Raw genomic sequence first — 25,696 nt, 5'->3', positions numbered from 1 at the left:
AGGGAACGGGAATCGCCCAGCACCGCGCCATAGAATGGAAAGGATGATCACCTCTCCGTACGCCGAGCAACTCGCTCGCATCCCCGTGCGAGCGCACCGCGTCGACGTCGACGGCACCGAGACCGCCTGGTGGGAGTACGGCGAAGCCGACGCCCCGGTGCTCGTGCTCGTGCACGGCTTCCGCGGTGATCACCACGGCCTCGAACCCGTCGTCGCCCAGCTTCCCGGGTTCCGCATCATCTCGCCCGACCTGCCGGGCTTCGGCGAGTCGGCGACCTTCGCAGGCCGCCCGCACGACATCGAGGCGTACGCCGACTGGCTCGGCGCCTTCATCGACGCCGTCGGCATCACCGGGCCCTACGCGCTGCTCGGCCACTCGTTCGGCTCGATCGTCTCGTCGGCCGCGGTCGCAGGCGGGCTCGCACCCGAGCGCCTCGTGCTCGTCAACCCCATCGGCGCCCCGGCGCTCGAAGGCCCTCGCGGTGTCATGACCCGGCTCGCGGTCCTCTACTACCGCACCGCGGCCGCGCTGCCCGAGCGCGCCGGGTTCGCACTGCTGCGCAACGGCGTGGTCGTGCGCGTCATGAGCGTGACGATGGCCAAGACCCGGTCGAAGTCGCTCCGTCGCTTCATCCACGACCAGCACGACCAGTACTTCTCGGCGTTCGGCGACCGCGATGCCGTGCTCGAGGCGTTCCAGGCCTCCGTCAGCAACGACGTCAGCGAGTACGCCGCCGACATCGCGGTGCCGACGCTCCTCGTCGCCGCCGAGCGCGACGACGTCACCCCGATCGCGGCGCAGCACCGACTCGTCACGCTCTTCCCCGACGCGACGCTCGAGGTCATCCCCGAGGTCGGCCACCTCATCCACTACGAGACGCCCGGCGACGCCGCGTCCCGCATCCTGACGTTCCTCGGCGCCGGGGCGCGCGCGTGAGGATCGTCGTCGACTGCCGCTACACCCGCATCGGGCAGCACGACGGCATCAGCCGGTTCACGTCGGGCATCGTGACCGAGCTCGGCAAGCGGCATCCGCTCACCATGCTCGTGAGCGACCACCGCCAGCTCGCGATGCTGCCCGAACTGCCGTGGCAGCTCGTGAGCTCGCCCACGAGCATCCGCGAGCCGCTCGTCGCACTGCAGGTCAAGAGGCTCCGGCCCGATGTCGTGTTCACGCCGATGCAGACGATGGGCTCGTGGGGGCGCGACTACAAGCTGCTGCTGACCCTGCACGACCTGATCTACTACGAGAACCGCACACCGCCGCGCGACCTGCCGGTCCCGGTGCGGCTGCTCTGGCGCCTCTACCACCTCGCCTGGTGGCCCCAGCGCATGCTGCTGAACCGCGCCGACCAGGTCGTCACGGTCTCCGAGACCACAGCCGGGCTCATCCACGAGCACCACCTGACCGACCGGCCCGTCACCGTCGTGCCGAACGCGGCCGACGACCTCGGCACTCCTGCGCTGCCGCGCACGCGGCCCGAGGGGCACCGCCTCGTCTACATGGGCTCCTACATGCCCTACAAGAACGTCGACACGCTCGTGCGCGCCGTCGCCGCGCTGCCCGACCACGAGTTGCACCTGCTGAGCCGAATCAGCGCCGACGAGCGGTCGCGGCTCACGCGACTCGCACCGCAGGCTCGGCTCGTCTTCCACGACGGCGTGACCGATGCCGCGTACGCCGAGCTGCTCTCGGGCGCGACCGCGCTCGTGCACGCGTCGAAGGCCGAGGGCTTCGGCATCCCGCTCGTCGAGGCGATGCGGCTCGGCACCCCCGTGGTCGTCAGCGACATCCCGATCTTCCGCGAGATCGGCGGCGACGCCGCCGTCTACTTCGACCCCGAGAACCCCGAGTCGCTCGTCGCGGCACTGTGGTCGCTCGAACGCGCGGGCGAGTGGGAGCGGCGCTCCGAGGCGGGCGTGGGCGTGGCCGCCCGCTACAACTGGGCGGCGTCGGCCGACCGCCTGCTCGCGCTCATGCTGTCGACGGTCGCGGGCGATCGCCGACGTCGTCGCCGACGGGTCGGCTGAACCGAGAGCGGTCAGGCACGGCCCGACGGGTGCCGTGCGGGCGCAGCGCGGCGTCTCGTCACGCGTCGGTGCCCGTGAGCGCCTCGGGCTCGACGAGCGCCAGCTCGCCCGCCTCGAAACGCACGAGGTGCACCGAGCCGTTGGCGACCGCGTAGCCGGTGCCGGGCAGCGTCCAGTCGCTGAGATGCAGCATGAGCGAGTGGATGACGCCGCCGTGCGTGACCACGACGATCGAGCCGCCGGGGTGCGCCGCGGCGACCCCCGCGAGCGCCGCGGTCGATCGGGCGATCACGGTCGAACGAGGCTCGAGGCCCTCGATGGTCGCCGCCTGCGCCTCGACCGCTGCCCTGCCTGCATGGTCGAGTCCTTCGAGCACGCCGTGGGCGCGTTCGGCGAGATCGGCCAGGAGTTCGGGCTCGGGCAGTTCGAGGGTGCGCGCGATGATCTGCGCGGTCTCCGCCGCGCGGGAGAGCGGCGTGCCGTAGACGGCGTCCCACTGCTCGCCTGCGAGTCGCTCGCCCGTCTCCGCCGCCTGCAGCCGACCGGTGTCGTTCAGTGGGATGTCGGTCGTGCCCTGGATGCGTCGCTGACGATTCCACTCCGTCTCGCCGTGACGCACGAGGGCGATGAGCACCGAGTCGGTGCGAGTGGCGTCGGTCGGGGCATCCGTCATGACGTCAACTCTCGCAGAACGACGACGACGGTCACGAATCGAGGGCGGCCGCGATGGCGACGAGCGTCTCGCTCGCGCCCGCCTCGATCTTGACCGCGGCACGGCCGTCGCCCTTCGTGAGTCCGCGGTTGATGATGACGATCGGCAGGCGCTTGCGCCTCGCCTGCTCGATGAGCCGCATGCCCGAGTTCACGACGAGCGATGAGCCCGCCACGAGCAGCACGTCGGCGCCCTGCACGAGCGACGCCGCAGCCTGGAACCGGTCGGCGGGCACGAACTCGCCGAAGAACACCACGTCGGGCTTCAGGATGCCGCCGCAGACGGTGCAGGCCGGCACCACCATCGCGTCGACGTCGTCGACCTCGACATCTCCGTCGGGGGCCGGGCGGATCGCGGTCTCGAGGTCGATCTCGGGGTTCAGGTCCTCGAGTCGCGCCGCGACCGCCTGACGAGCGTAGTGCTGTCCGCAGGTGAGGCACAGCACCCGGTCCATGCTGCCGTGCAGTTCGATGACGTGCTGGTTGCCCGCGCGACGGTGCAGGCCGTCGACGTTCTGGGTGATCACGCCGCTGACGATGCCGCGGGCTTCGAGTTCGGCGAGGGCGAGGTGGCCGCGGTTCGGCACCGCGCTGGCGAAGGTGCGCCAGCCGAGGTGGCTGCCCGCCCAGTAGCGCTTGCGAGCCTGCTCGGAGGCGAGGAAGGTCTGCACGGTCATCGGCGTGCGCACCGGCGCGCCTTCGCCGCGGTAGTCGGGGATGCCCGAATCGGTGCTGACGCCCGCACCGGTCAGCACCGCGACGCGCGCGCCGCGGAGGAGCTCGATCGCCTCGGCGACGTGCGCTTCGGCCTCGACCGGAGCCTCGATACCAGTGCTCACACGACTCTCCCTTCGGCGATGTTCCCGAGTCTAGACGCGTCCGTTTTCCGGAATGTTTCGCGCACTGGCAGGCTGGAGGGTGAGGAGACGCATGCACATCGAACGAGTCCGCGACGCGGCATCCGATGCGGTGGCCGATTACGCACGGCTCACCGACGTCGCGCTGCGCAGCGCCCACGAGCCCGAACAGGGCCTGTACATCGCCGAATCGGCGAAGGTCATCCGCCGGGCGATCGGCGCCGGCCACCGCCCGCGCTCGGTGCTCATGGAGGAGAAGTGGCTCGCGGGCCTCGAACCGGTGCTCGCGCCGTTCGACATCCCCGTGCACCTCGCCGACCCCGACCAGCTCGAGGCGATCACCGGGTACCGCGTGCACCGCGGCGCCCTGGCGGCCTTCGAACGCCCGGTGCTCGCCGATCCGGCCGAGCTCCTCGCGAGCGCCCGCCGCGTCGTCGTGCTCGAGGACATCGTCGACCACACGAACGTCGGGGCGATCTTCCGCAGCGTCGCCGCGCTCGGCGCCGATGCGGTGCTCGTCAGTCCTCGCTGCGCCGACCCCCTCTACCGGCGGAGCGTGCGCGTGAGCATGGGCACCGTGTTCCAGGTGCCGTGGACCCGGCTGCCCGAATGGCCGCAGGCGGCCGAGCTGCTGCACCGGCACGGTTTCACGATCGCGGCCCTCGCCCTCGCCGACGATGCGGTCTCGCTGCCCGAGCTCGCCGCCGACGCCCCGGAACGGCTCGCACTCGTGTTCGGCGCCGAGGGCGACGGACTCAGCCGCACGGCGCTCGAGGCGGCCGATCAGGTCGTGACGATCCCCATGCGCCACGGCGTCGACTCGCTGAACGTCGCGGCCGCCGCCGCGGTCGTGCTGTACGCGGTCGCGCTGCCCGACGAGGTCGGTGCGCCCGACGAGGCGACGTCATGACCGAACTCGACGCCGCTGCGGCGAAGGCGAAGGTGTACCGACGCCGGCGCATCGTCGTCTTCAGTGCGATCGCAGTCGTCATCGCGCTGATCACCACTGGCGGCCTGTACACGGCCAACGCGCTCGGTGCCGCCGTGCCCGCTGCCGCTCCGCAGGTCACCGACCCCGAGCCGGTCGCAGCGGCGCCGCAGTCGCTGGCGCTGCCCGGCTTCGGGGGCTATGCCGTCGGCGCCGTCGGATTCGAGGGGCTCATGGCCGCCGGCAACGAGTCGACCCCCATGCCGATGGCGAGCATCACCAAGGTCATCACCGCACTCACCGTGCTCGCCGAGCATCCGATCGCCGCAGGCGAGAGCGGGCCCGACATCGAGTACACCGACGACGACGTCGACATCTACTGGGACATGGTCGCCCAGAACGGCTCGGTCGCCCCCGTCGAGGCGGGTGCGACCCTGAGTCTGAAGGAGAGCCTCGAGGCGCTCCTCATCCCGTCGGGCAACAACTACGGCATCTCCATCGCGAACTGGGCCTTCGGTTCCGAGCAGGCGCTGGTCGAGAAGGCCAATGCCTGGCTCGCCGCCAACGGGCTCGCGAACACGCACGTGGTCGACTCCAGCGGCATCTCCGACGACAACCTCGGCACGGCGTCAGACATGGTCCTCCTCGGCGAGATCGCGCTCCGCGACCCGACGATCGCAGCCATCGTCGCCTCGAAGAGCGTCGAGATCCCAGAGCTCGGCACGCTGGAGAACTCGAACAAGCTGCTCGGCACGCACGGCGTCGACGGCATGAAGACCGGCACGACGGATGACGCGGCGAACCTGCTCTTCACGGCCGACTACGCGGTCGGCACCTCGACGGTGACCGTGGTCGGCGTGCTCCTCGGCGGCGAGAACCACTCCGTCCTCGACGAGGCCATCGCCGCGCTGCTCGACTCCGTCGCCCCCGGCTTCCACGAGGTCGTGCCGCTCGAGGCGAATCAAGTGCTCGCCGAGTACACGACGCCGTGGGGCGTGTCCGCTCGGGCCCGCACCGCCGACGGCGCCACCGTCGTCGTATGGAGCGACACGCCCGTCGACGTCGAGGTGCGGGCCGATCCCATCACGCTGGCGCAGCGGGGCGAGGAGGTCGGCAGCGCGATCGTTCGCGCCGGCACTCAGGAGATCAGCGTGCCGCTCGTGCTCGATGCCGGCATCGAAGATCCCGGGGCGTGGTGGCGCCTCTCCAACCCGGGGGCGCTCGACTGACAGCCCTGGCCCTCGGCCGTGCCGCCGAGCGTCGTCCGACCTACTCGGGTGACCCGTACGGCGCGGCATCCGGTCGCTTGGCGCTGATGAGATCGCCCGACGACTGGTGACGGATGCGCCGCACGACCCACGGCACGAGGTACTCGCGCGCCCAGGAGATGTCGTCGACGCGCGCCTGACGCCACGTGCTCGACGGCAGCGGCTCGGGTCGCAGCGGCTCGAGATCGTGCTCGACGTTCAGCGCGTCGATCACCATGCGTGCGACCGTGTGATGGCCGAGGGAGTTCAGGTGCAGGCGGTCGGGGGCCCACATGCGCTGGTCCTGAATGGCCGTCAGCGCCCACTGGTCGGCCACGATGCAGTCGTACTTCGCGGCGATCGTGCGCAGGTTCTCGTTGTAGATCGCGACCTTGCCGCGGATGCCGCGGAACACGGGGGAGAAGCCGACGTCGACGCCCGTGAAGATGACGATGGTCGCGTGGTCGCGGGAGAGTCGCTCGATCGCGTACTCGAAGCGCGCCGCGATCTCGTCGGGATCGGTGCGCGGCCGGATGACGTCGTTGCCGCCCGCCGAGATCGTGATGAGATCGGGGTGCAGCGCGAGCGCCGGCTCGATCTGCTCGTCGATGATCTGCTGGATGAGCTTTCCGCGCACGGCGAGGTTCGCGTAGGCGAAATCCTCGGTGCCCTGGGCGAGCTCTTCGGCGACGCGGTCGGCCCACCCGCGGTGTCCGCCGGGTGCGTTGGGCTCGGGATCTCCGATGCCCTCGGTGAAGGAGTCGCCGAGGGCGACGTAGCGCGACCAGGGATGCTGTTGCGAGACCATTCCTCCATTGTGCCAACTCGGTCCCGGTTCGGGGATGTCGGGCGCCTCCGCTACGCTCGGATCCAGTGAGTACCGCGATCCCTTTCGGCCCCCAACCGGGCACGTCAGCCGCCGAACACCTCTCACCCTCGTTCCCCGAACGCGCAGCGTGGGGAACGGCTTCGAAGCTCCGGGCCTGGCAGGCCGAGGCCCTCGAGCAGTACCTCACCGAACTGCCGCGCGACTTCCTCGCTGCCGCGACGCCGGGTGCCGGCAAGACGACCTTCGCCCTGCGACTCGCGGCAGAACTCCGGGCGCGGCGCATCATCGACCGCATCACCGTGGTGGCGCCGACCGACCACCTGAAACGGCAGTGGGCGGATGCCGCGGCGCGTGCCGGTATTCGACTCGACCCGGATTTCCGCAACGCCCACGGTCGCACCGCCCGCCACTACCACGGGGTCGCCGTCACGTACGCGCAGGTCGCGATGCGGCCCGGTCTCCATCGCGAGGTGACGATGTCGGGCAAGACCCTCGTCATCCTCGACGAGGTGCACCACGGCGGCGACACGCTCTCGTGGGGCGACGCGATCCGCGAGGCGTTCGAACGCGCCGAGAAGCGGCTGTCGCTGACCGGTACGCCGTTCCGCTCCGACACCGCTCCCATTCCGTTCGTCGACTACGTTCCCGACGCGCAGGGAGTGCGTCTCTCGAGGTCCGACTACAACTACGGATACGGCCGCGCCCTCGCCGACGGCGTCGTGCGCCCGGTGCTCTTCATGGTCTACGCGGGCCACATGCGCTGGCGCACGAAGGCCGGCGACGAGATGGAGGCGAAGCTCGGCGAAGACAACACCAAGGACATCACTTCGTCGGCCTGGCGCACGGCGCTCGAACCGAGCGGCGAGTGGATCCCAGCGGTGCTCGCCGCTGCGGACCGGCGCCTCACCGAGGTGCGCCACGGCATCCCCGACGCCGGTGGCCTCGTCATCGCGACCGACCAGACCGTCGCCCGCGCCTACGCGCAGATCCTCGAACAGATCTGCGGCGAGAAGGTGACGATCGTGCTCTCCGACGAGAAGGAGGCGAGCTCGCGCATCGAGGAGTTCTCGGCGAACACCAGCCGGTGGATGGTCGCCGTGCGCATGGTGTCCGAGGGCGTCGACGTGCCGCGCCTCGCGGTGGGCGTCTACGCCACGAGCGCTTCGACACCCCTCTTCTTCGCCCAGGCGATCGGCCGCTTCGTGCGGGCGCGCCGTCGCGGTGAGACGGCTTCGGTCTTCCTGCCCAACGTGCCCACCCTCATGAACCTCGCGTCTCAGATGGAGCTCGAACGCGATCACGCCCTCGACCGCCGGGGCGGCGACGATGACGACGACGGCCTCGACGACAGCCTGCTCGAGTCCGCGAACCGCGAGGAGCGGGCCTCCGAAGAAGAGATGGGGCTCGGCACCTGGGAGGCGCTCGGGTCGGATGCCTCGTTCGACCGCGTGCTCTTCGACGGCACGGAGTTCGGCACGCTCGCCGAGCCCGGCAGTGACGAGGAGTTCGACTTCATCGGCATCCCGGGCATCCTCGAGCCCGAGCAGGTCTCCGAGCTGCTGCGGCACCGGCAGGCACGGCAGGCGCGACGTGCGGGGGAGCGGCGCAAGCACGTGGTCGCCGACGAGAACCCTGAACCCGTTGCGCTCTTCCGCACGCTGAAAGAGCAGCGGTCGCTGCTCAACAGCCTCGTCGGGCTCTGGGCGCGCCACACGGGCGACGCGCACTCGCAGGTGCACAACGAACTCCGCCGGGTCTGCGGCGGCCCCGCGGTCGCGCAGGCCACCGTGACGCAGCTGCAGGCGCGCATCGAGTTCCTGCGCAAGCGGCTCGCCAGTCGCTGATCCGGCCCGCCACGGGTGGGCGGAGGCGATTTGGACATGTTTTCTACAGCGTGTAGAAATGGAGCGGAATCCGGTCGTCACGTACCGGTTCGACGCTCGAAGGAGAAACGATGCTGTCTGAGAAGTCCCGCCCCGTCATCGAGGCCACACTGCCCGTCATCGCGGGACGCATCGACGAGATCACGCCGAAGTTCTACCGCCGACTGTTCGCCGCCCATCCCGAGCTGATGGACGGCATGTTCAGCCGCGCCAACCAGCAGAACGGCACGCAGCAGCGAGCACTCGCCGGCAGCATCGCCGCCTTCGCCACGCACCTCCTGGCCCACCCGGGCACGCTGCCGGAGGCCGTGCTCGCGCGCATCGCGAACAAGCACACCTCGCTCGGCATCCCCGAGTCGGGCTATCCGATCGTCTACGAGCACCTCTTCGCCGCCATCGCCGAAGATCTGGGCGAGGCCGTCACGCCCGAGGTGGCCGAAGCCTGGACCGAGGTCTATTGGCTCATGGCCGATGCGCTGATCAAGCTCGAGCAGGGTCTCTACGCCCAGCAGGCGAACGGCGAGATGTGGACGATGTGGCGCGTCACGGCGAAGGAGGCCGCCGGCGTGGGATCCGTCACGTTCCGGCTGACGCCGGCCGACAGCACCCCGGTCACCCGTGCCACCCCGGGGCAGTACGTCTCCGTGCGCGTGCGCCTCGCCGACGGCCTCCGTCAGGCGCGCCAGTACTCGCTCTCGGACAACGTGGACTCGCTGAGCGAGCGGGTCTTCACGACCAAGCTCGACGAGGGCGGGGAGGTCTCGCCGTTCCTGCACGGCTCGGTGAACGTCGGTGACATCGTCGAGCTGTCCAACCCCTACGGAGACATCGAACTCGACGATTCGGATGCGCCGATCGTGCTCGCCACCGCGGGAATCGGCTGCACGCCGAGCGCGTCCATCCTGCAGTCGCTCGCGCAGCAGGCCTCCGGCCGTCGAGTCCTCGTGCTGCACGCGGAGCAGCGCGCCGAGAACTGGGCCCTCGCGGGCCAGATGCGCGCTGCCGTGCAGCAACTGCCGAACGCGGAGCTGCAGCTCTGGCTCGAGGAGTCCGCCGCCGGCGTGGAAGCCGAGGCCGGCTTCATGGACCTGAACGGCATCGAACTGCCCGCGGGCGCCAAGCTGTACCTCTGCGGACCGCTGCCCTTCATGCGCTCCATCCGGTCGCAGGCGATCAGCGCGGGTATCGCGGCAACCGACATCCACTACGAGGTGTTCGGTCCGGACGTCTGGCTGGCCGCCTGACGAGACGCTCCGCGGAGGGCGGTGGTGGCCGCGAACCGGCCGCTGTCGCCTTCCGGAGCGGGTCTAGCATGACCGTATGGACCGTCGTTCGCGGGTGCTCGTCGTCGCCATCGTCGTCGCCTTCATCGCGTTCCTCGACGGTGCGGTCATCAACGTCGCACTCCCCGCGATCGAGGCGGAGCTCGGCGGCGGGCTCGCGCTGCAGCAGTGGGCGGTCGACGCCTACCTGTTGACCCTCGGGTCGCTCATCCTGCTCGCGGGCTCCCTTTCGGACTCCTATGGGCGGCTGCGCATCATCCGCATCGGCCTCTACGGCTTCGCCGCCACCTCGGTGCTCTGCGCCATGGCACCCGACGGGCTCGTCTTCGTCATCGGTCGAGGGCTGCAGGGCACCGCAGGAGCCCTGCTCGTGCCGAGCTCGCTCGCACTCATCATCGCGACCTTCCCGGCAGCGCAGCAGGGCAAGGCGATCGGGCGCTGGACGGCGTGGACCACCGTCGCGTTCCTCGTCGGACCGCTCCTCGGCGGACTGCTCGTCGACCTCGTCTCGTGGCGGCTCGTCTTCTGGATCAACCTGCTGCCGATCGCGTTCACGCTCGTCTTCATGCACGCGCTCGGTCGCGACGCCCCGAATCCGGCGAAGGAACGCATCGACTGGTTGGGTGCCTCCCTCGGTGTCGTGGGCCTCGGCGGCACGGTCTTCGCACTCATCGAGCAGGGACGGTTCGGCTGGTCGTCGCCGGTCGTCTACATTCCGCTCGTCGTGGGGCTGGCCGCACTGATCGCGTTCGTCTGGTGGGAGCATCGGGCGCCGCAGCCGATGCTGCCGCTCAGCCTCTTCCGAGCGCGCAACTTCGCCGCGGGCAATCTCGCCACCCTCTTCATCTACGCCGCGTTCTCGCTCGGACCCTTCGCGATCACGATCTTCCTGCAGGAGTACGCGGGCTTCTCGGCGACGGCCGCCGGGCTCGCGACGCTGCCGCCGACGATCATGATCGTCCTCCTGGGGTCCTGGTTCGGCGGGCTGTCTACCCGATTCGGGCCGCGCATCTTCATGACGCTCGGCCCGATCACCGTCGCCCTCGGGTACCTGCTCACCCTCACGGTCACCACCGAGGTGTCGTACTGGACGCAGCTGCTGCCCGGCATCATCGTGATGGGGCTCGGCATGGCGATGACCGTCGCGCCGCTCACCGCGGCGATCCTGGGTGCGGTCGATCCCGCCCGCGCCGGCATCGGCTCCGCTGTCAACAACGCCGTCGCACGCATCGCCGGACTCGTCGCGATCGCCTCGATCGGCGTCATCGTCGGCACGCAGCTCGACGTCACGGGGTTCCACCGCGCCGCGATCGCGACCGCGGGCTTCCTCGTGATCGGCGGCATCGTGTCGTGGATCGGCATCAGGAACCCCGTGCACACGGCCGCGACGCCGGCACCCGAGCCGGCGCGCGACTGAGCCGGGACTCGCTCAGCGCGCGCCGGACCGGGAGTGGCTCAGCGAGCGTTCACCGCTTCCCGGTCGGGGGAGGCGTCCCCGGTGACGGCGGCATCGAGGCCGCCGAGTTCCGCCGCCCGGTCGAGCGCCGCCATGAGGTCGTCCGTGAGGTCGGCGACATGCTCGAGCCCGATCGCGAGGCGCACGATGCCCGCGCCGGGCTTCGCCTCACCGGCGACGGGTCGGTGCGTCAGGGACGCCGGATGCTGCACGAGCGAGTCGACGCCGCCGAGCGAGACGGCGTGGGTGATGAGCTCGCACGACTCGGTGAACCTCGCGGCGGCGTCGTACCCGCCGACGAGGTCGAGCGCGATGATCGAGCCGGGGCCTTCGAGCTGACGGCCGATGAGGCCGGCAGGATCCTGGCCGGGCAGTCCCGGATAGTGCACGCTCGCGACCGCGGGGTGGCTCAGCAGGCGCTCGGCGAGCACGGTCGCGGTCGCCTGCTGCGCGCGAACCCGCAGCGGCAGCGTGCGGAGCCCGCGGTGCAGGAGGTACGCGCCCATCGGATGCAGCAGGCCGCCGGTCAGCGCGCGAACCTGTCGCAGCCGCTCGACCCAGGCCGCGTCGGCCGCCACGACGCCGCCCATGACGTCGCCGTGGCCGCCGAGGTACTTGGTCGCACTGTGCAGCACGAGGGTCGCGCCGTGTTCGACCGGGCGCTGCAGCACCGGGGTGGCGAACGTGTTGTCGACGAGCACCGGCACGTCGCCCGCGGCATCCGCCACCGCTCGGATGTCGAGGAGCTCGAGTGTCGGGTTCGCGGGCGTCTCGATGACGACGAGCCCGGTGTCGGGCCGGATGGCACCGGCGATGCCCGCGGCATCCGTCCAGGTCACCTCGGTGCCGAGCAGGCCGCTCGCGAGCACGTGGTCGGTGCCTCCGTAGAGCGGGCGCACCGCGACGATGTGCGGCCGGCCGGCCGTCGCCGTGGCGATGAGCGTCGCGGCGAGCGCGGCCATGCCGCTCGCGAAGGCCACCGCACCCTCGGTGCCCTCGAGCCCGGCGAGCGACTCCTCGAAGCGGGCGACACCCGGCTGCCAGAGTCGCTGGTACACCGCCGACCGGCCTTCGCCGAGGTCGTGGCCCGTCGCGAGCTCCTCGTAGGAGGCGCCGCCGGTCTCGACGTCGCCGAGCGGGTTCGTGGTGGAGAAGTCGATCACGGGCACATGGGATCCGCTCTCTCGAACGCCCGTCATTCCGCCGTGGACGGCGCGGGTCTCGAGGTGCGACGACGATGTCTGCATGGCTCGAATCAAGCAGAATCTGTGACTTTCAGCAAACCTGCGTGAAGCTTCGATGCGATACGCTCGAATTGTCGAATGTTCTGCATTCCCGACCCCTGAGGAGACCACCATGGCGCAGAAGCCGGAACTCGACCGCGTCGACCGGGCACTGCTCCAGGCACTCTCGACCAATGCCCGTGCCTCGGGTGCCGCCCTCGCCGCCGAGGTCGGGGTCGCCGAGTCCACCGTATCGCTCCGACTCCGGCGACTGCAGACCCTCGGCACCGTGCGCGGGTACCGCGTCGACGTCGACCTCGCCTCGCTCGGCGTCTCGCTGCAGGCCCTCATCGCGATCCGTCTCGTCAAGCACGACCGCAGCGAGATCGACGCGTTCCGCCAGGCCGTGCCGCATCTGCCGGGCGTGATCGGCGTCTTCCACATGGCCGGCGCCGAGGACTACCTGATCCACGTCGCGGCGCGCGATGCCGAAGAGCTGCGCGAGTTCGTGCTCAACTACCTCACCGGCCACCCCGCCGTCGCCCACACCGAGACGAACCTGATCTTCGAGCACGCCGACGGCGACGGCTGGAACAAGCTCGTCGGCTGAGCCCGGTTCGGCGATCCGAAATCCTGCCAATCCGGGCGAATCCGCCGATCGCGCCGACCCTGCCCGATAGCGTGGCTGAGGCCGTTCGAACGGCCGCATGCGATGGCGCGGGTCGAGCTCGGATCGCAGGCAGCCGAGCGCCCGCGATGGACGGGAGCACCATGAACGACGTACAGCCGGCGGGCACGGCCGCCGACCGGGCGAGATGGCGGCGCTACCTCGCCGACGAACGCGCCGAGGCCGCCGTCTATCGTGAGCTCGCGGCGCGGCGCGACGGCGAGGAGCGCGACATCCTCCTCGCCCTAGCTGCAGCAGAGGGCCGTCACGAAGCCCACTGGCTCGCCCTGCTCGGCGGCGACGACCGCGGCATGCCCCGCGCCGATGTGCGCACACGCCTGCTCGGAACCCTCGCGCGCCGGTTCGGTTCGATCTTCGTGCTCGCGCTCGCACAGCGTGCCGAGGCGCGATCGCCGTACGCGAGCGACCCCGACGCCACCGCGGCCATGGCCGCCGACGAACGCATCCACGGCGAGGTCGTGCGCGGGTTGGCATCCCGCGGTCGACGGCGCCTCGCCGGCACCTTCCGCGCCGCCGTCTTCGGTGCCAACGACGGACTCGTCTCGAACCTCGCGCTCGTGCTCGGCATCGGTGCCACGGGCGTGCCCGCAGCCGTGGTGCTCTTCACGGGAATCGCGGGCCTCCTCGCCGGCGCCCTGTCGATGGGCGCGGGGGAGTACGTCTCGGTGCGGTCGCAGCGCGAGCTGCTCGAGGCATCCGCCCCCGACCCCTCCGCCCGCGAGGCGCTGCCCGACCTCGACATCGACGCCAACGAGCTCGCACTCGTCTACCGCGCGCGCGGAATGGAACAGCAGGAGGCCGTCGATCACGCGGCGCTCGTGGTCGCCCGCGTGCACGCCGCCGAGCAGCTGCAGGCGCCGACCGACGCGCTCAGCATCGTCGAGCATGACGACGAGGCAGTGGGCACCGGCCTCTCCGCCGCGATCTCGAGCTTCTGCTTCTTCGCCTCTGGCGCCCTGATCCCCGTGCTGCCGTACCTCTTCGGCATGACGGGCCTCCCGGCGATCCTGACGGCGACGGTGCTCGTGAGCATCGCGCTGCTCGCGACCGGCGCGATCGTCGGCCTGCTCTCGGGCGCATCGCCGCTGAAGCGCGCGCTCCGCCAGCTCGGCATCGGCCTCGGCGCGGCGGCGGTCACGTACGTCCTCGGCCTCGCCTTCGGCACCACGATCGTCTAGGAGCGGCATGACCAGACCCGTCGCGCTGCTCACCGGCGCCGGCCGCAGCAACGGCATCGCCTGGGCGATCGCCACCACCCTCGCCGCCGACGGCTGGGACGTCGCGTTCAGCCACTTCGGCGACTACGACCGGCGGATGCCGCTGGGCGGCGATCCCGATCGCGATCCGGCGGCACTCGTGGCCGAACTGCAGGGTCTCGGTGCGCGCACCATCGTCCTCGACGCCGACCTCGCCGACCCGTCGGTGCCCGCACAGCTCGTTGCCGAGGCATCCGCTGCGCTCGGACCGATTACCGCGCTCGTGCTCTCGCACGCCGAGAGCGTGGACTCCGGCATCCTCGACACCACGCTCGAGAGCTTCGACCGGCACTTCGCGGTCAACACCCGTGCGTCGTGGCTGCTGCTGCAGGCCTTCGCCGCCCAGGTCCCGAGTGAGGGCGGCCGCGTGGTCGCACTCACGAGCGATCACGTCGTCGGCAACGTGCCCTACGGCGCGAGCAAGGGCGCACTCGACCGCATCGTCATCGCGGCGGCTCGCGAACTCGCCTCGCGCGGCATCACGGCGAACCTCGTGAACCCCGGGCCGGTCGACACGGGCTGGATGGACGACGAGACGCGCATCGCGCTCACGGCCGCACAGCCGAGCGGCAGGCTCGGCACGCCCGACGACGCCGCGCGCCTCGTTCGCTTCCTCGTCTCGGATGACGCCCGCTGGGTCACGGGTCAGCTGATCGTGAGCGACGGCGGCTTCTCGATCTGAGCTGCTGGCATTCTGCTGAGGACCCGTTCGGCGCCGGAGGCCCCGAGCTGCATTGCAGGTGAGGTACTCGTGCACGCATCGGGTACTCGGGGGCCGTCGTCGTCAGCCGGCGGGTGCGGTCACGAAGTCGATGAGCTCCTCGACCCGGCCGAGCAGGGCGGGCTCGAGGTCGCCGTAGCCGCGCACCCGGCCGAGGATGTGCTGCCAGGCCCGCGCGATGTCGGCCTGCTCGGCGTGCGGCCAGCCGAACGCATCGCAGACGCCGTGCTTCCATTCGATGCCCCGCGGGATCACGGGCCACGCCTCTTTGCCGAGGCGGGCCGGCTTCACGCCCTGCCAGATGTCGATGAACGGATGCCCCACGACGAGCACGTTCGCCCCGTGAGGGCCGCGCATGACGGCGTCGGCGATGCGCTGCTCCTTCGAACCGGCCACCAGATGGTCGACGAGCACTCCGGCCTTGCGACCCGGCCCCGGGCGGAATTCGGCGAGCACGTCGGCCAGAACGTCGACACCCTCGAGGTACTCCACGACGACGCCCTCGATGCGGAGGTCGGCGCCCCAGACCTTCTCGACGAGTTCGGCGTCGTGGCGCCCCTCGACGAAGATGCGGCTCGGCAGTGCGACCCGTGCGGGCGACGACTCCACCGCGAAGGAGCCCGAGGCCGTGCGAAGTCGCCCGGCGGGCGCCTTCGGCTTCGGCGCCACGAGCTGCACCGCCTCGCCGTCGACGAGGAAGCCATGGCCGAGCGGGAACATGCGCTTCGCGCCGAAGCGGTCCTCGAGCACGACGATGTTCTTCTCGATGCCGATCACGGCGCCGCAGAACCCGTTCTCGGCGAGTTCGACCACGAGGTCGCGTTCGGCCTCGACCGTCGGGATCACCTTGCGCCCGCGCGCCTTCCAATCGCCGGCGAGCACGTCGCCGCCGTATCGGTCATCGGGGTCGTTGCGGAAGGAATCCAAGGGCGTCGCGGGCACCGATCGAGGCTAGCGGAAGTCGCGCGATCGGTGCGGCGCCGACACGGTGAGGGGCTCGAACCGATCGGCGACGAGATTGGTGACGCCCTCGTGCGAGCGTTCGAGCATGCCGCGCACGATCATGGCCGGTGCTTCGCGGGCGATGCGGCGGTAGCGGTTCCACACGCCGACACCCGCGATGACGTTCAGCGTGCCCGATTCGTCTTCGAGGTTGAGGAAGGTGATGCCGCTCGCCGTCGCGGGCCGCTGCCGGTGCGTGACGACCCCGCCCACCTCGATGCGCCGCCCCGACTCCGCCTGCTGCAGCAGGTCGATGCGGATGACCCCGCGTTCGTCGAGCCGCTCGCGCACGTGTCTGATGGGGTGGTCGTCGGGCGAGATGCCCGTGGCCCAGAGATCGTAGACGACCTGCTCGGCCGGGCTCAGCATCGGCAGCAGCGGCGGCTGCACGACGACGACGGAGCCCGCGAGGTACTCCTCGCGGTCGAGGGCGGCCTCGCCCGCCATCCAGAGCGCCTCGCGCCGTTCGAGCCCGAAGCCGTCGAAGGCGCCCGCCGCGGCGAGCGCCTCGAGTTGCGCGGCGTCCAGCGCTCCTCGCCGTGAGACGTCGGCCATGTCGCGGTACGGTCCGCGGGCCTCGCGTTCGGCGACGAGCCGTTCGGCGACCGCCTGACCGATCGAGGAGACGTCGGCGAGTCCGAGCCGCACCGCGAACGCGCCGTCACGCCGGTGCTCGGCTCCGCGATCGGGCGCGCGACGTTCGAAGGGGCCGACCGGCGGCTGCACGGGGTCGGCGCACGTCTCGAGACCGGTGGGCGCGCGGCATCCGTCGCCGTTGCCTGAGACCGCACCGTCTGCGGTCTCGAGCCCCGCGTGCACCCCCGACCGCAGGATGTCGGGTCGCAGCACCTCCACCCCGTGCCGCCGCGCGTCGGCGGTGAGGGTCTGCGGCGAGTAGAAGCCCATGGGCTGGGCGCGCAGCAGCGCCGCGAGGAACGCCGCCGGGTAGTGCAGCTTCAGCCACGAGCTCGCGTAGACGAGCAGGCCGAAGCTCAGCGCATGGCTCTCGGCGAAGCCGAAGTTCGCGAAGGCCTCGATCTTCTCGTAGATCGAGTCGGCCACCTCGGGCTCGATGCCGTTCTCGGCCATGCCGGCGTAGAGCTTCGCCTTCAGCCGCTCGATCTTCTCGACCCCGCGCTTGGAGCCCATGGCGCGCCGCAGCAGGTCGGCATCGGCGGCGCTGCAGTTGCCGACCGCGACCGCCATCTGCATGAGCTGCTCCTGGAAGAGCGGCACGCCGAGCGTGCGCTCGAGCACCGGTTCGAGCTTCGGATGCAGGTAGGTGACGGCCTCTTCGCCGGTGCGCCGGCGGATGTACGGATGCACCGCACCGCCCTGCACCGGACCGGGGCGGATGAGCGCGATCTCGACCACGAGATCGTAGAAGCACCGGGGCTTCAGCCGAGGGAGCGTGCCCATCTGCGCCCGGCTCTCGACCTGGAACACGCCGATCGAGTCGGCGCGGCAGAGCATGTCGTAGACCGCGCCCTCTTCTTTCGGCAGGCTCGCGAGCTCCCACACCTCGCCCGTCGACTCGCGCACGAGGTCGAAGGTGTACTGCAGGGCCGCGAGCATGCCGAGGCCGAGCAGGTCGAACTTCACGAGGCCCATCCACGCGCAGTCGTCTTTATCCCACTGCACCACGGTGCGATGCTCTTTACGGGCGTGCTCGATCGGCACCACCTCGCCGACAGGGCGATCGGTGAGCACCATGCCGCCCGAGTGGATGCCGAGGTGGCGCGGAAACGTGAGCACCTGCCCGGCGAGCTCGACGACGGCATCGGGGATGTCGTGGTCGTCGGTCTCGACCACGGCGCCCCAGCGCTCGACCTGTCGCGACCAGGCGTCCTGCTGCCCCGTGGAGTAGCCGAGGGCCTTCGCCATGTCGCGCACCGCGACCTTCGGCCGGTAGCTGATGACGTTCGCCACCTGCGCCGCGTTCTGCCTGCCGTACTTCGCATAGACGTACTGGATGATCTCCTCGCGCCGGTCGGAGTCGAAGTCGACGTCGATGTCGGGCTCCTCGTCGCGGAGCGCGGAGAGGAACCGCTCGAAGGGCAGCCGGTACCCGATCGAGTCGACCGCGGTGATCCGCAGGGCGTAGCAGACCGCCGAGTTGGCCGCCGAGCCGCGACCCTGGCAGAGGATGCCGCGGCGCCGAGCCTCGGCCACGATGTCGTGCACGATCAGGAAGTAGCCCGAGAAGTCCTTCAGCTCGATGACGTCGAGCTCGCGCTCGAGCCGTTCGCGCACGTGCTGCGGCACGCCGGGGTAGAGCTCTTCTGCGCCCTGCCAGACGAGCACCCGCAGCCAGCTCATCGGCGTGTGCCCCTCGGGCACCTCTTGCTTCGGCAGCTTCGGGCGGGCGCTGCGCAGGGTGAAGGCGAGGTCGTTCGCGAGCGTCACCGAGCGGGCGACGGCGCCGGGATAGCGGGCGAACCTGGCGGCCATCTCGGCGCCGCTGCGCAGGTGCAGCTGGTCGGAGGCCGGCAGCCACCCGTCGAGCTCGTCGAGGCTGCGCCGGGCCCGCACCGCGGCGAGGGCGGCCGCGAGGCGGTGCTCTGGCGGCGTCGCGTAGTGCACGGCGTTCGTCGCGAGCAGCGGCAGGCCGGCCCGCTCGGCGAGGCCGGCGAGCACGTCGTTCGCCTCCTGGTCGAATGGGTGCCCGTGGTCGAAGAGCTCGACGACGACGTTGTCGCGACCGAAGAGCGCGGTGAGGCGATCGAGCTCGCGCGCCGCCGCATGCGCCCCGCCCTCGGCGAGCGCACGGCGCACGGCGCCCTTGCGGCACCCGGTCGGCACGACCCACTCGCCGTCAGCGCGCTCGGCAAGCGCTTCGAGCGAGTACACCGGTCGCCCCTTCTCGCCGCCGGCGAGCTGGGCGTCGGTGATCGCACCGGCGAGCCGGTGATAGCCCGTCTCACGCCGGGCGAGCACGAGAAGGTGCTCGCCCTCGGGGTCGGCGAAGCCGTTCTGCGGCCCCTGCAGCCCGAGCGAGAGCTCGGCGCCGAAGACCGTCTGCAGCTCGGGGAAGCTCTCGGCGGCTTCGGCGAAGTGCACGATGCCGTAGAAGCCGTCGTGGTCGGTCATGGCGAGCCCGGTGAGCCCCAGGCGCTGCGCCTCCTCGACGAGCTGCTCGGGCGACGAGGCGCCGTCGAGGAAGCTGAAGTTCGAGTGCGCGTGCAGCTCGGCGTAGGGCACGACCGGCCCGGTCGGGGCCGCGAGCCCCTCCGACGGACGGTACGGGTGCCGCTTGCGGCTCCACGCGGGCGAGTCGCCGCCGTCGCCGATGGTCTTCGGTGTGCCGGGCGTGCCGGGCGCGCCCGGCCGCCGTACGTCGGAGAGCTTGCGTTCGAGCTCCGACCACGGAATGCCCGGATTGTTCCACCCCATCAGTCACCGCCCCCTCGATCCGCCCTCGCCCGCTCCATATGCGGCGGGTTCAGTCGTACCTCGCCTCGGCCCACCAGCCCTCGTCGTCGCGCACGAGCAGCCACGCGCACCCGTCGTCATCGACGATCTGGAACCGGTGCACGCGCCTCGCATGCTCGGCGTCCCACCAGCGTTCGACGACCGGCCAGGGGCCCGCCCAGGCCCGCACGGGTGCCGGTGCCGCCCCGGCGAGCGCGAAGCGTTCGGGCTTCGCCGAGATCACCCCCCGGGCGTCGATCGTGACGATGGCGCCCCCGCCGTCGAGCAGTCCGATCGGCAGCCGCTCGCGGAACACGCTCGCGGGGGCCAGAGCCGGCAGGCTGCCGGGCCACGGTGCAGCCGAGCCCGAGCCCGAGCCCCCGCCGGCGCGTTCGGGCGCCCGATCGCCCCAGGGCACGAGCACCTGCCGGTCGGCGAGCATGCGACCGCCGCCGATCGCGGCGGTGACGACCCCGTCGTGCCCGAGCATGCTCTGCACGCGCGTGAGCCCGTGGTGCACGCGCTCGTCGGGCCCGCCACCCCAGAGCCCCTCTTCGTGGTTGCCGGTCGAGTCGATGCGCTCGGGCACGACGCGCAGGCGCACGATCGGGCGGGACAGCGCGCTGTCGGCGGTGCCCGCGCCCTGCAGTTGCCAGCGCACGCGGTCGACGACGTCGGCGGGGGTGAACCAGCGGGGGTGCAGCCAGCTACGGCTCGAGTGCCCGCCCGCCTCGTCGTCGATCTCGACCCGGATGCCGGTGCACACGAGCCGCTTCGCCCGCATGCGTTCGATGAACTCGTCGGCCCGGAGCCGGAAGGCGAAGGCGAGCTGGTCGATGCGGTCGAGTGGTGGCTCGAACTCCTGCGCGACCTCGAACTCGGGCGGCGGCGTGCGGGCGAGCACCCTCGCCTGCTCGCGCCCGGCCGCCCGGTCGTGTGCGAAGGCGCCCGCCGCGCCGAACCGGCGACGCACGTCGGCTTCGGGCAGGGCCGCGAACTCGCCGAGGGTGCGCACCCCGAGACGGTTCAGCAGGGTGCCGATGCGGGCGTCGACGACGAGGCGCACCGGCAGCGGTGCGATGAAGGCAGCGGATGCCCCGGGCGCGACGATGCCCACAAAGGACTCGCCCGGGTCGCCCACGGCATCACCGGCACTCGTGGCGCCCGCAGCTCGGGCCGCCTGCTCGGCCGCGAACGGACCGTCGGCGACCCCCACCCGTGCGCCCACCACGTCGAGTGCGGCGACGGTGTCGAGCAGGGCCCGCGCCGCGGCATCCTCACCGCCGTAGTACCGGGCCGGGCCACGGGCCCGCATGGCGAGCGTGCCGGGGCGGATGAGCTGCACCCCGGGCACCGTCTCTTCGACCCGCCTCACGACCGGTTCGAAGGCGCGCACGTCGAGCGAGGCGTCGTAGTCGAGCAGCGCGAGCCCGGGGGAGCGGTACTGCGCCTCGCGGAGCTTCAGCCCCCGCACCACGCCGTCGCGGCGCGCTGCGGCCGAGCAGGCGTAGATCTGCCCGCCCACGGTGAGGGCGACGGGTGCATCGGGATCGAGTCCGTGTTCGCGGCAGGCCGCGAACACGGGCCAGTCGGGGCACCAGAGCACGATCGTGCGGATGGGATCGGCGTGCACGAGGTCGACCGCCATCAGACGGCCCGCCGAACGTACTCGTCGAGGCGCACCGGCTCGCCCAACGGCACCGGCTCGCCGGGCGGTGCCGCCGCATCGGCCGCGACCTCGAACTCGAGTGAGCGCCCGGGCAGCCGGAGTCGTGAACGGCCTCGCCGGCCGAATTCTCCGCGCCCGCCCGCCGAGACGACGACGTCGCGGTCGCTGAGGTGCCCGTGTCCGAGTTCGAGCCCGTGCCAGTCGCTCGTCTCGACGCCGAGGCTGGCGTCGCTGCCCGGCCACTGGCCGGCGACGAGCAGCACGGTGCCGCGCTGCCTGAGCCTGGCGGTCAGCCGTGACGCCTCGGCGGAGGAGACCCGGCCGGCCGGCCGCACGGCGACCACGGGGATGACGTCGGCGAGCGCCGCGACCACGGCGAGCCATTGCCGCCCGGGGTCGGGCACGAGCGCGAGCCGCTCGAGGTCGATGCCGAACCGCGAGGCCGCCTCGACGCCGAACTCGGGCATGCCGGCCACCGCGACCCAACGGCCGCTCGCCGAGGGGCCGGCGAGCAGGGCCATGAGCAGGGTCGTCGACCCCTCGACCGAGACGACCGTGCCCTCGCGGAGGCTGCCGCCGGGCAGCACGTGTTCGAAGGCCGGATGCGTGGGCACCGTCTTCGAATCGAGCCGCGTCGCCTGCATGCCCCGGATGCGCGCCTGCAGCTCCTCGACGCGCGAGGGCGCATCGGCCGGGGCGAGGGGAGCGGTCATGGTCACCCTCACAGTTTCGAACACATGTTCGAATACGGCAAGTCGGCAGTGCCGACCGTCCAGAACGTCGGACGATCTCGCGACAGACATCGGATGAGGGCGAAACAGAGAAAAAGAAAATTCGCACCGACTCCGGAAAGCCAGGCCCGGAAATGCGAAAAGGCCGGATCAGTAAACTGATCCGGCCTTCTCGACACAAGCGTGCGCGAGGGGGGACTTGAACCCCCACGCCCGTTAGGGCACTAGCACCTCAAGCTAGCGCGTCTGCCATTTCCGCCACCCGCGCTCGTGTCAGGCCGTTCCGATCACTCGGTGGCCCGAGAGAAGACATTAGCACGGTTTCAGAGGTGCCTTCGACCACGGTGGCCAACCACGGATGCCCCGGCTACCGTGAAGGGCATGGCCCCGTCTCCCACTGGCACCCCTTCCGATGCAGAACTCGACGAGACGGCGATCGTCGCGCGCGACCTGATCCGCTTCGACACCTCGAACTACGGCGAGGGCAGGGCCAACGGCGAGCGCGAGGCCGCCGAGTACGTCGAGGCGCGACTGGCAGCGCTCGGCCTCGCCCCGCAGCTCTTCGAACCCGAGCCGCGACGCACGAGCGTCGTCGCACGCGTGCCCGGCCGCGATGCGTCCAAGCCGGCCCTGGTCGTGCACGGCCACCTCGACGTCGTGCCGGCCGACGCCCGCAACTGGAGCGTCGACCCGTTCGCGGGCGAGGTGCGCGACGGCATGCTGTGGGGCCGCGGCGCCGTCGACATGAAGGACATGGACGCGATGATGCTGACCGCCCTCGGCGACATCATCGGCTCGGGCTCGCAGCCGGCGCGCGACCTCGTCGTCGCCTTCTTCGCCGACGAGGAGGCCGGGGGAGGCGTGGGATCGGGCTGGCTCGTCGACCACCACCCCGAGCTCTTCGAGGGCGCAACCGAGGCGATCAGCGAGGTCGGCGGCTACTCGATCACGGTCGGCGGTCGCCGCGCCTACCTGCTGCAGACCGGTGAGAAGTCGCTGCTCTGGGTGCGCCTCGTCGCGAAAGGCACCGCCGCCCACGGGTCGCGGCTCATCCGCGACAACGCCATCACGAAACTCGCCGAGGCCATCGCGACACTCGGCCGCACCGAGTGGCCCGTGCGGCTCACCGACACCACCCGCGAACTGCTCGGCGAGATCGCGGGCGTGCTCGGCGTCGACCCCGAGCAGGTCTCGCCCGACGAGCTCGCCCTCGCCACGGGTTCGGCATCGGGCTTCATCACCGCGACGCTGCGCACGACGACGAACCCCACGCTCCTGACCGCGGGCTACAAGCACAACGTCATCCCCGACCGCGCCGAGGCGCTCGTCGACATCCGCACCCTGCCCGGCGAGGAGGAGGCGGTGCTCGCCGAGGTGCGTGCACTCGTCGGCGACGAGGTCGAGGTCGAGATCGTGCACCGCGACGTGGGGCTCGAGGCCGCGACATCCGGTGCCCTCGTCGACGCCGTGAAGCACACGCTCGGCGTGCACGATCCCGGCGCCCCCGTCTTTCCGTACCTGCTCTCGGGCGGCACCGACAACAAGGCGCTCAGCCGGCTCGGCATCGCCGGCTACGGCTTCGCGCCGCTGAAGCTGCCAGAAGGCTTGGACTTCCCGGCGATGTTCCATGGTGTTGACGAGCGGGTGCCGCTCGACGCATTAGTCTTCGGGAGGCAGGTTCTCCGGGACCTCCTCCTCGAGTACTGATCGAACGAGTCGGTCTTCGGGAGGCAGGTTCTGCGCGACCCCTCCTCGAATACCGGCCCGACGAGTCGGTCTTCGGCGGGCGGGTACTGCGCGACCTCCTCCTCGACTATCGACCGAACTCAGTCCTCCTGCTTCCGCGGGGGCGGAAGGCGGATGCACCACGTGATCGAAGCGCTCATCCTCGGCCTGGTTCAGGGGCTCACCGAGTTCCTGCCGATCTCTTCGAGCGCCCACCTGCGCATCCTGGGGGAGTTCCTGCCCGGCGCCCAAGACCCGGGGGCCGCGTTCACCGCCATCACGCAGCTCGGCACCGAGACCGCGGTCGTGGTGTTCTTCTGGCGCGACATCGTGCGCATCGTCTCGCACTGGTTCGGATCGTTCACCGGTCGTGTGCCGCGCAACGACCCCGATGCCCGCATGGGCTGGCTCATCATCATCGGCTCGGTGCCGATCGTCGTGCTCGGCATCCTGTTCCAGGACCAGATCGAGACGAGCCTGCGCTCGCTCTGGATCGTCGGAACGATGCTCATCGTGTTCGGCCTCATCCTCGGCCTCGCCGACTGGGCGGGAGCCAAGCGCCGCAAGCTCGAAGACCTCACGGTGCCGCACGGCGTCTTCTTCGGCCTCGCGCAGGCGCTCTCCCTCATCCCGGGGGTCTCGCGCTCGGGCGGCACCATCACGATGGGGCTCTTCCTGGGCTACGAGCGTGCAGCAGCGGCGCGCTACGCCTTCCTCCTCGCGATTCCGGCGGTCTTCGGCAGCGGGTTCTTCCAGCTCGTCAAGAGCCTCGACGAGCCGAGCGTCTACGGTCCGATCGAGACGGCGGCGGCCACGCTCGTCGCGTTCGTCGTTGGCCTGCTCGTGATCGCGTTCTTCATGAGCTACATCTCGAAGCGCAGCTTCCTGCCGTTCGTGATCTACCGGGTGCTGCTCGGCTCCACGATCCTCGTGCTGCTCGGCACCGGGGCGATCAGCGCCTGATCACGCAGCGCCTGATCACTGCGCACCCGAGTACCCGATGCGCGGCAGAGGGCAGCGGCATCCGCTCGAATGGGGTACTCCCAAGCCCAACGGGTACTCGGCAGTGAGCGGATGCCGCGTGGCGGCAGCGGCTCGCGGGTGCGCGAGTGCTCAGCGCGGCCCGTCGCCGCGCCCGTCGGCACGGCCTCCGGGCTCCTCGCCGCGGCGCCGCAGGTAGCGTTCGAACTCCTGCGCGATGGCCTCGCCGCTCGCCTCGGGGGCGTCGACCGCGTCGCGGGCCTGTTCGAGCTGGGTGATGTAGCCGGCCATCTCGTCGTCTTCGGCGGCGAGGGCGTCGACGCCCGCCTCCCAGGCCTTCGCGTCGACCTCGAGGCTGCCGCGGGGGATGGAGAGCCCGGTGAGCTCCTCGACCTTGCCGAGGAGGGCGAGCACCGCCTTCGGCGACGGCGCGTTGTGCACGTAGTGCGGCACCGATGCCCAGAGCGAGACCGTCGGGATGCCGACGCGCTCGGCCTGGTCGGCGATGACGCTGAGGATGCCCACGGGGCCCTCGTAGGTCGAGCGTTCGACGTTGAGCGCCGACCGCACCTCGGGGTTCTCGCTCGACGCGAAGACGGACAGCGGCCGGGTGTGCGGCGCGTCGGCGAGCATGGCGCCCAGCAGCACGATGCCCTCGATGTCCGCAGCGAGGGCGGCGTCGATGAGCTCGGCGGCGAATCCCTTCCAGCTGCGGGCGGGCTCGGCGCCGAGCAGCACGTGCAGGGCCTCGGCGCCCGGGCCGGTGACCCGGTCGTCATCGTCGTCGGATGCCGGGAGGCCGCCCGGACCCATGATCGCGGCGCCCGGCCACTCGAGGCGGCGGGTTCCGTCGTCGCCGAGCACGATCGTGGGGCGAGTGAACTGGTAGTCGAAGTAGAGCTCGGGGTCGACCGCGGCGATCTCGACGAGGCCGAGACGCTCGACGAGGAGCTTGGCCGCCCCGGTCGCCGCCTCTCCGGCGTCGTTCCATCCTTCGAATGCGACGACGAGCAGCCTTCCGCCCTCGAAACCGGCCGGCTGATTCACTCCTGGTGCCCCGCTTC

At 71.1% G+C, this 25,696-nt stretch carries 21 protein-coding genes and 1 tRNA gene; 12 read left to right on the top strand and 10 right to left on the bottom strand.

What is annotated here, in order from left to right; all coding sequences use genetic code 11:
• Window positions 1-43: 43 nt before the first annotated feature.
• Both BJY17_RS03525 and BJY17_RS03520 read left to right on the top strand, forming a co-directional pair.
• Complete coding sequence (locus BJY17_RS03525) at window positions 44-937, top strand: alpha/beta fold hydrolase (RefSeq protein ID WP_179550147.1); 894 nt, start codon at window positions 44-46, stop codon at window positions 935-937.
• The gene (locus BJY17_RS03520; RefSeq protein WP_179550146.1) at window positions 934-2,031 is read left to right on the top strand and encodes a glycosyltransferase family 4 protein; all 1,098 of its coding nucleotides are present in this window, start codon (window positions 934-936) and stop codon (window positions 2,029-2,031) included. Before BJY17_RS03525 ends, BJY17_RS03520 begins: the two co-directional genes overlap by 4 nt.
• Window positions 2,032-2,089: 58 nt before the next feature.
• Here BJY17_RS03520 and BJY17_RS03515 read toward each other — a convergent pair whose 3' ends face one another.
• The gene (locus BJY17_RS03515) at window positions 2,090-2,704 is read right to left on the bottom strand and encodes a histidine phosphatase family protein (protein WP_179550145.1); all 615 of its coding nucleotides are present in this window, start codon (window positions 2,702-2,704) and stop codon (window positions 2,090-2,092) included.
• A 31-nt stretch (window positions 2,705-2,735) separates the two neighbouring features.
• Window positions 2,736-3,581 carry an NAD-dependent protein deacetylase gene (locus BJY17_RS03510; protein ID WP_322789736.1) on the bottom strand — a complete coding sequence of 282 codons (846 nt, stop codon included), beginning with the start codon at window positions 3,579-3,581 and terminating at the stop codon, window positions 2,736-2,738.
• A 91-nt stretch (window positions 3,582-3,672) separates the two neighbouring features.
• Between BJY17_RS03510 and BJY17_RS03505 the strand changes: the two genes are divergently transcribed.
• Together BJY17_RS03505 and BJY17_RS03500 are read left to right on the top strand one after the other, a co-directional pair.
• On the top strand, window positions 3,673-4,509 hold the full coding sequence (locus BJY17_RS03505; protein WP_179550144.1) for a TrmH family RNA methyltransferase: 837 nt from the start codon (window positions 3,673-3,675) through the stop codon (window positions 4,507-4,509).
• Entirely contained in the window at window positions 4,506-5,756 is a 1,251-nt protein-coding gene (locus tag BJY17_RS03500) for a D-alanyl-D-alanine carboxypeptidase family protein (RefSeq protein WP_179550143.1), read from the top strand. Before BJY17_RS03505 ends, BJY17_RS03500 begins: the two co-directional genes overlap by 4 nt.
• Before the next feature lie 40 nt (window positions 5,757-5,796).
• On the opposite strand, the gene BJY17_RS03495 is transcribed toward BJY17_RS03500, so the two are convergent.
• Entirely contained in the window at window positions 5,797-6,582 is a 786-nt protein-coding gene (locus BJY17_RS03495; RefSeq protein WP_179550142.1) for an SGNH/GDSL hydrolase family protein, read from the bottom strand.
• A gap of 65 nt (window positions 6,583-6,647) precedes the next feature.
• Between BJY17_RS03495 and BJY17_RS03490 the strand changes: the two genes are divergently transcribed.
• The 3 genes from BJY17_RS03490 to BJY17_RS03480 all read left to right on the top strand — a co-directional run bounded on the left by BJY17_RS03490 (window position 6,648) and on the right by BJY17_RS03480 (window position 11,186).
• Window positions 6,648-8,447, top strand: a complete 1,800-nt coding sequence (locus tag BJY17_RS03490; RefSeq protein ID WP_322789735.1) for a DEAD/DEAH box helicase — start codon at window positions 6,648-6,650, stop codon at window positions 8,445-8,447.
• A 110-nt stretch (window positions 8,448-8,557) separates the two neighbouring features.
• Window positions 8,558-9,730 carry a globin domain-containing protein gene (locus BJY17_RS03485; RefSeq protein ID WP_179550141.1) on the top strand — a complete coding sequence of 391 codons (1,173 nt, stop codon included), beginning with the start codon at window positions 8,558-8,560 and terminating at the stop codon, window positions 9,728-9,730.
• 76 nt (window positions 9,731-9,806) lie between these two features.
• Window positions 9,807-11,186 carry an MFS transporter gene (locus BJY17_RS03480; RefSeq protein ID WP_179550140.1) on the top strand — a complete coding sequence of 460 codons (1,380 nt, stop codon included), beginning with the start codon at window positions 9,807-9,809 and terminating at the stop codon, window positions 11,184-11,186.
• Between the two features lie 38 nt (window positions 11,187-11,224).
• On the opposite strand, the gene BJY17_RS03475 is transcribed toward BJY17_RS03480, so the two are convergent.
• Window positions 11,225-12,472 (bottom strand): trans-sulfuration enzyme family protein, encoded by a 1,248-nt coding sequence (locus BJY17_RS03475; protein ID WP_179550139.1) that lies wholly within the window; start codon window positions 12,470-12,472, stop codon window positions 11,225-11,227.
• A 109-nt stretch (window positions 12,473-12,581) separates the two neighbouring features.
• On the opposite strand from BJY17_RS03475, the gene BJY17_RS03470 reads away from it, so the two are divergent.
• The 3 genes from BJY17_RS03470 (at window position 12,582) to BJY17_RS03460 (ending at window position 15,074) form a co-directional block, all read left to right on the top strand.
• Complete coding sequence (locus BJY17_RS03470; protein ID WP_179550138.1) at window positions 12,582-13,058, top strand: Lrp/AsnC family transcriptional regulator; 477 nt, start codon at window positions 12,582-12,584, stop codon at window positions 13,056-13,058.
• A 161-nt stretch (window positions 13,059-13,219) separates the two neighbouring features.
• The gene (locus tag BJY17_RS03465) at window positions 13,220-14,314 is read left to right on the top strand and encodes a VIT1/CCC1 transporter family protein (RefSeq protein WP_179550137.1); all 1,095 of its coding nucleotides are present in this window, start codon (window positions 13,220-13,222) and stop codon (window positions 14,312-14,314) included.
• A gap of 7 nt (window positions 14,315-14,321) precedes the next feature.
• Window positions 14,322-15,074 (top strand): SDR family oxidoreductase, encoded by a 753-nt coding sequence (locus BJY17_RS03460; RefSeq protein WP_179550136.1) that lies wholly within the window; start codon window positions 14,322-14,324, stop codon window positions 15,072-15,074.
• A 102-nt stretch (window positions 15,075-15,176) separates the two neighbouring features.
• Here BJY17_RS03460 and BJY17_RS03455 read toward each other — a convergent pair whose 3' ends face one another.
• From BJY17_RS03455 to BJY17_RS03435, 5 genes are all read right to left on the bottom strand, one after another.
• Window positions 15,177-16,055 (bottom strand): DUF3097 domain-containing protein, encoded by an 879-nt coding sequence (locus tag BJY17_RS03455; RefSeq protein ID WP_322789734.1) that lies wholly within the window; start codon window positions 16,053-16,055, stop codon window positions 15,177-15,179.
• Window positions 16,056-16,064: 9 nt separating this feature from the next.
• Complete coding sequence (locus BJY17_RS03450; RefSeq protein WP_179550135.1) at window positions 16,065-19,508, bottom strand: error-prone DNA polymerase; 3,444 nt, start codon at window positions 19,506-19,508, stop codon at window positions 16,065-16,067.
• 49 nt (window positions 19,509-19,557) lie between these two features.
• Window positions 19,558-21,174 carry a DNA polymerase Y family protein gene (locus BJY17_RS03445; RefSeq protein WP_179550134.1) on the bottom strand — a complete coding sequence of 539 codons (1,617 nt, stop codon included), beginning with the start codon at window positions 21,172-21,174 and terminating at the stop codon, window positions 19,558-19,560.
• Window positions 21,174-21,908 carry a hypothetical protein gene (locus BJY17_RS03440; RefSeq protein WP_179550133.1) on the bottom strand — a complete coding sequence of 245 codons (735 nt, stop codon included), beginning with the start codon at window positions 21,906-21,908 and terminating at the stop codon, window positions 21,174-21,176. Before BJY17_RS03440 ends, BJY17_RS03445 begins: the two co-directional genes overlap by 1 nt.
• A 202-nt stretch (window positions 21,909-22,110) precedes the next feature.
• A tRNA-Leu gene (locus BJY17_RS03435) sits at window positions 22,111-22,194 on the bottom strand.
• Window positions 22,195-22,307: 113 nt separating this feature from the next.
• Between BJY17_RS03435 and BJY17_RS03430 the strand changes: the two genes are divergently transcribed.
• Together BJY17_RS03430 and BJY17_RS03425 are read left to right on the top strand one after the other, a co-directional pair.
• On the top strand, window positions 22,308-23,633 hold the full coding sequence (locus BJY17_RS03430; RefSeq protein WP_179550132.1) for a M20/M25/M40 family metallo-hydrolase: 1,326 nt from the start codon (window positions 22,308-22,310) through the stop codon (window positions 23,631-23,633).
• Window positions 23,634-23,786: 153 nt separating this feature from the next.
• Complete coding sequence (locus BJY17_RS03425; RefSeq protein WP_179550131.1) at window positions 23,787-24,614, top strand: undecaprenyl-diphosphate phosphatase; 828 nt, start codon at window positions 23,787-23,789, stop codon at window positions 24,612-24,614.
• A 150-nt stretch (window positions 24,615-24,764) separates the two neighbouring features.
• On the opposite strand, the gene BJY17_RS03420 is transcribed toward BJY17_RS03425, so the two are convergent.
• Entirely contained in the window at window positions 24,765-25,679 is a 915-nt protein-coding gene (locus BJY17_RS03420; RefSeq protein WP_322789733.1) for a PAC2 family protein, read from the bottom strand.
• Window positions 25,680-25,696: the final 17 nt, after the last annotated feature.

The sequence above is a fragment of the Agromyces hippuratus genome (assembly GCF_013410355.1).
In the GTDB taxonomy this organism is placed as follows: domain Bacteria; phylum Actinomycetota; class Actinomycetes; order Actinomycetales; family Microbacteriaceae; genus Agromyces; species Agromyces hippuratus.
This window is presented reverse-complemented; position numbering and strand designations above follow the sequence as displayed.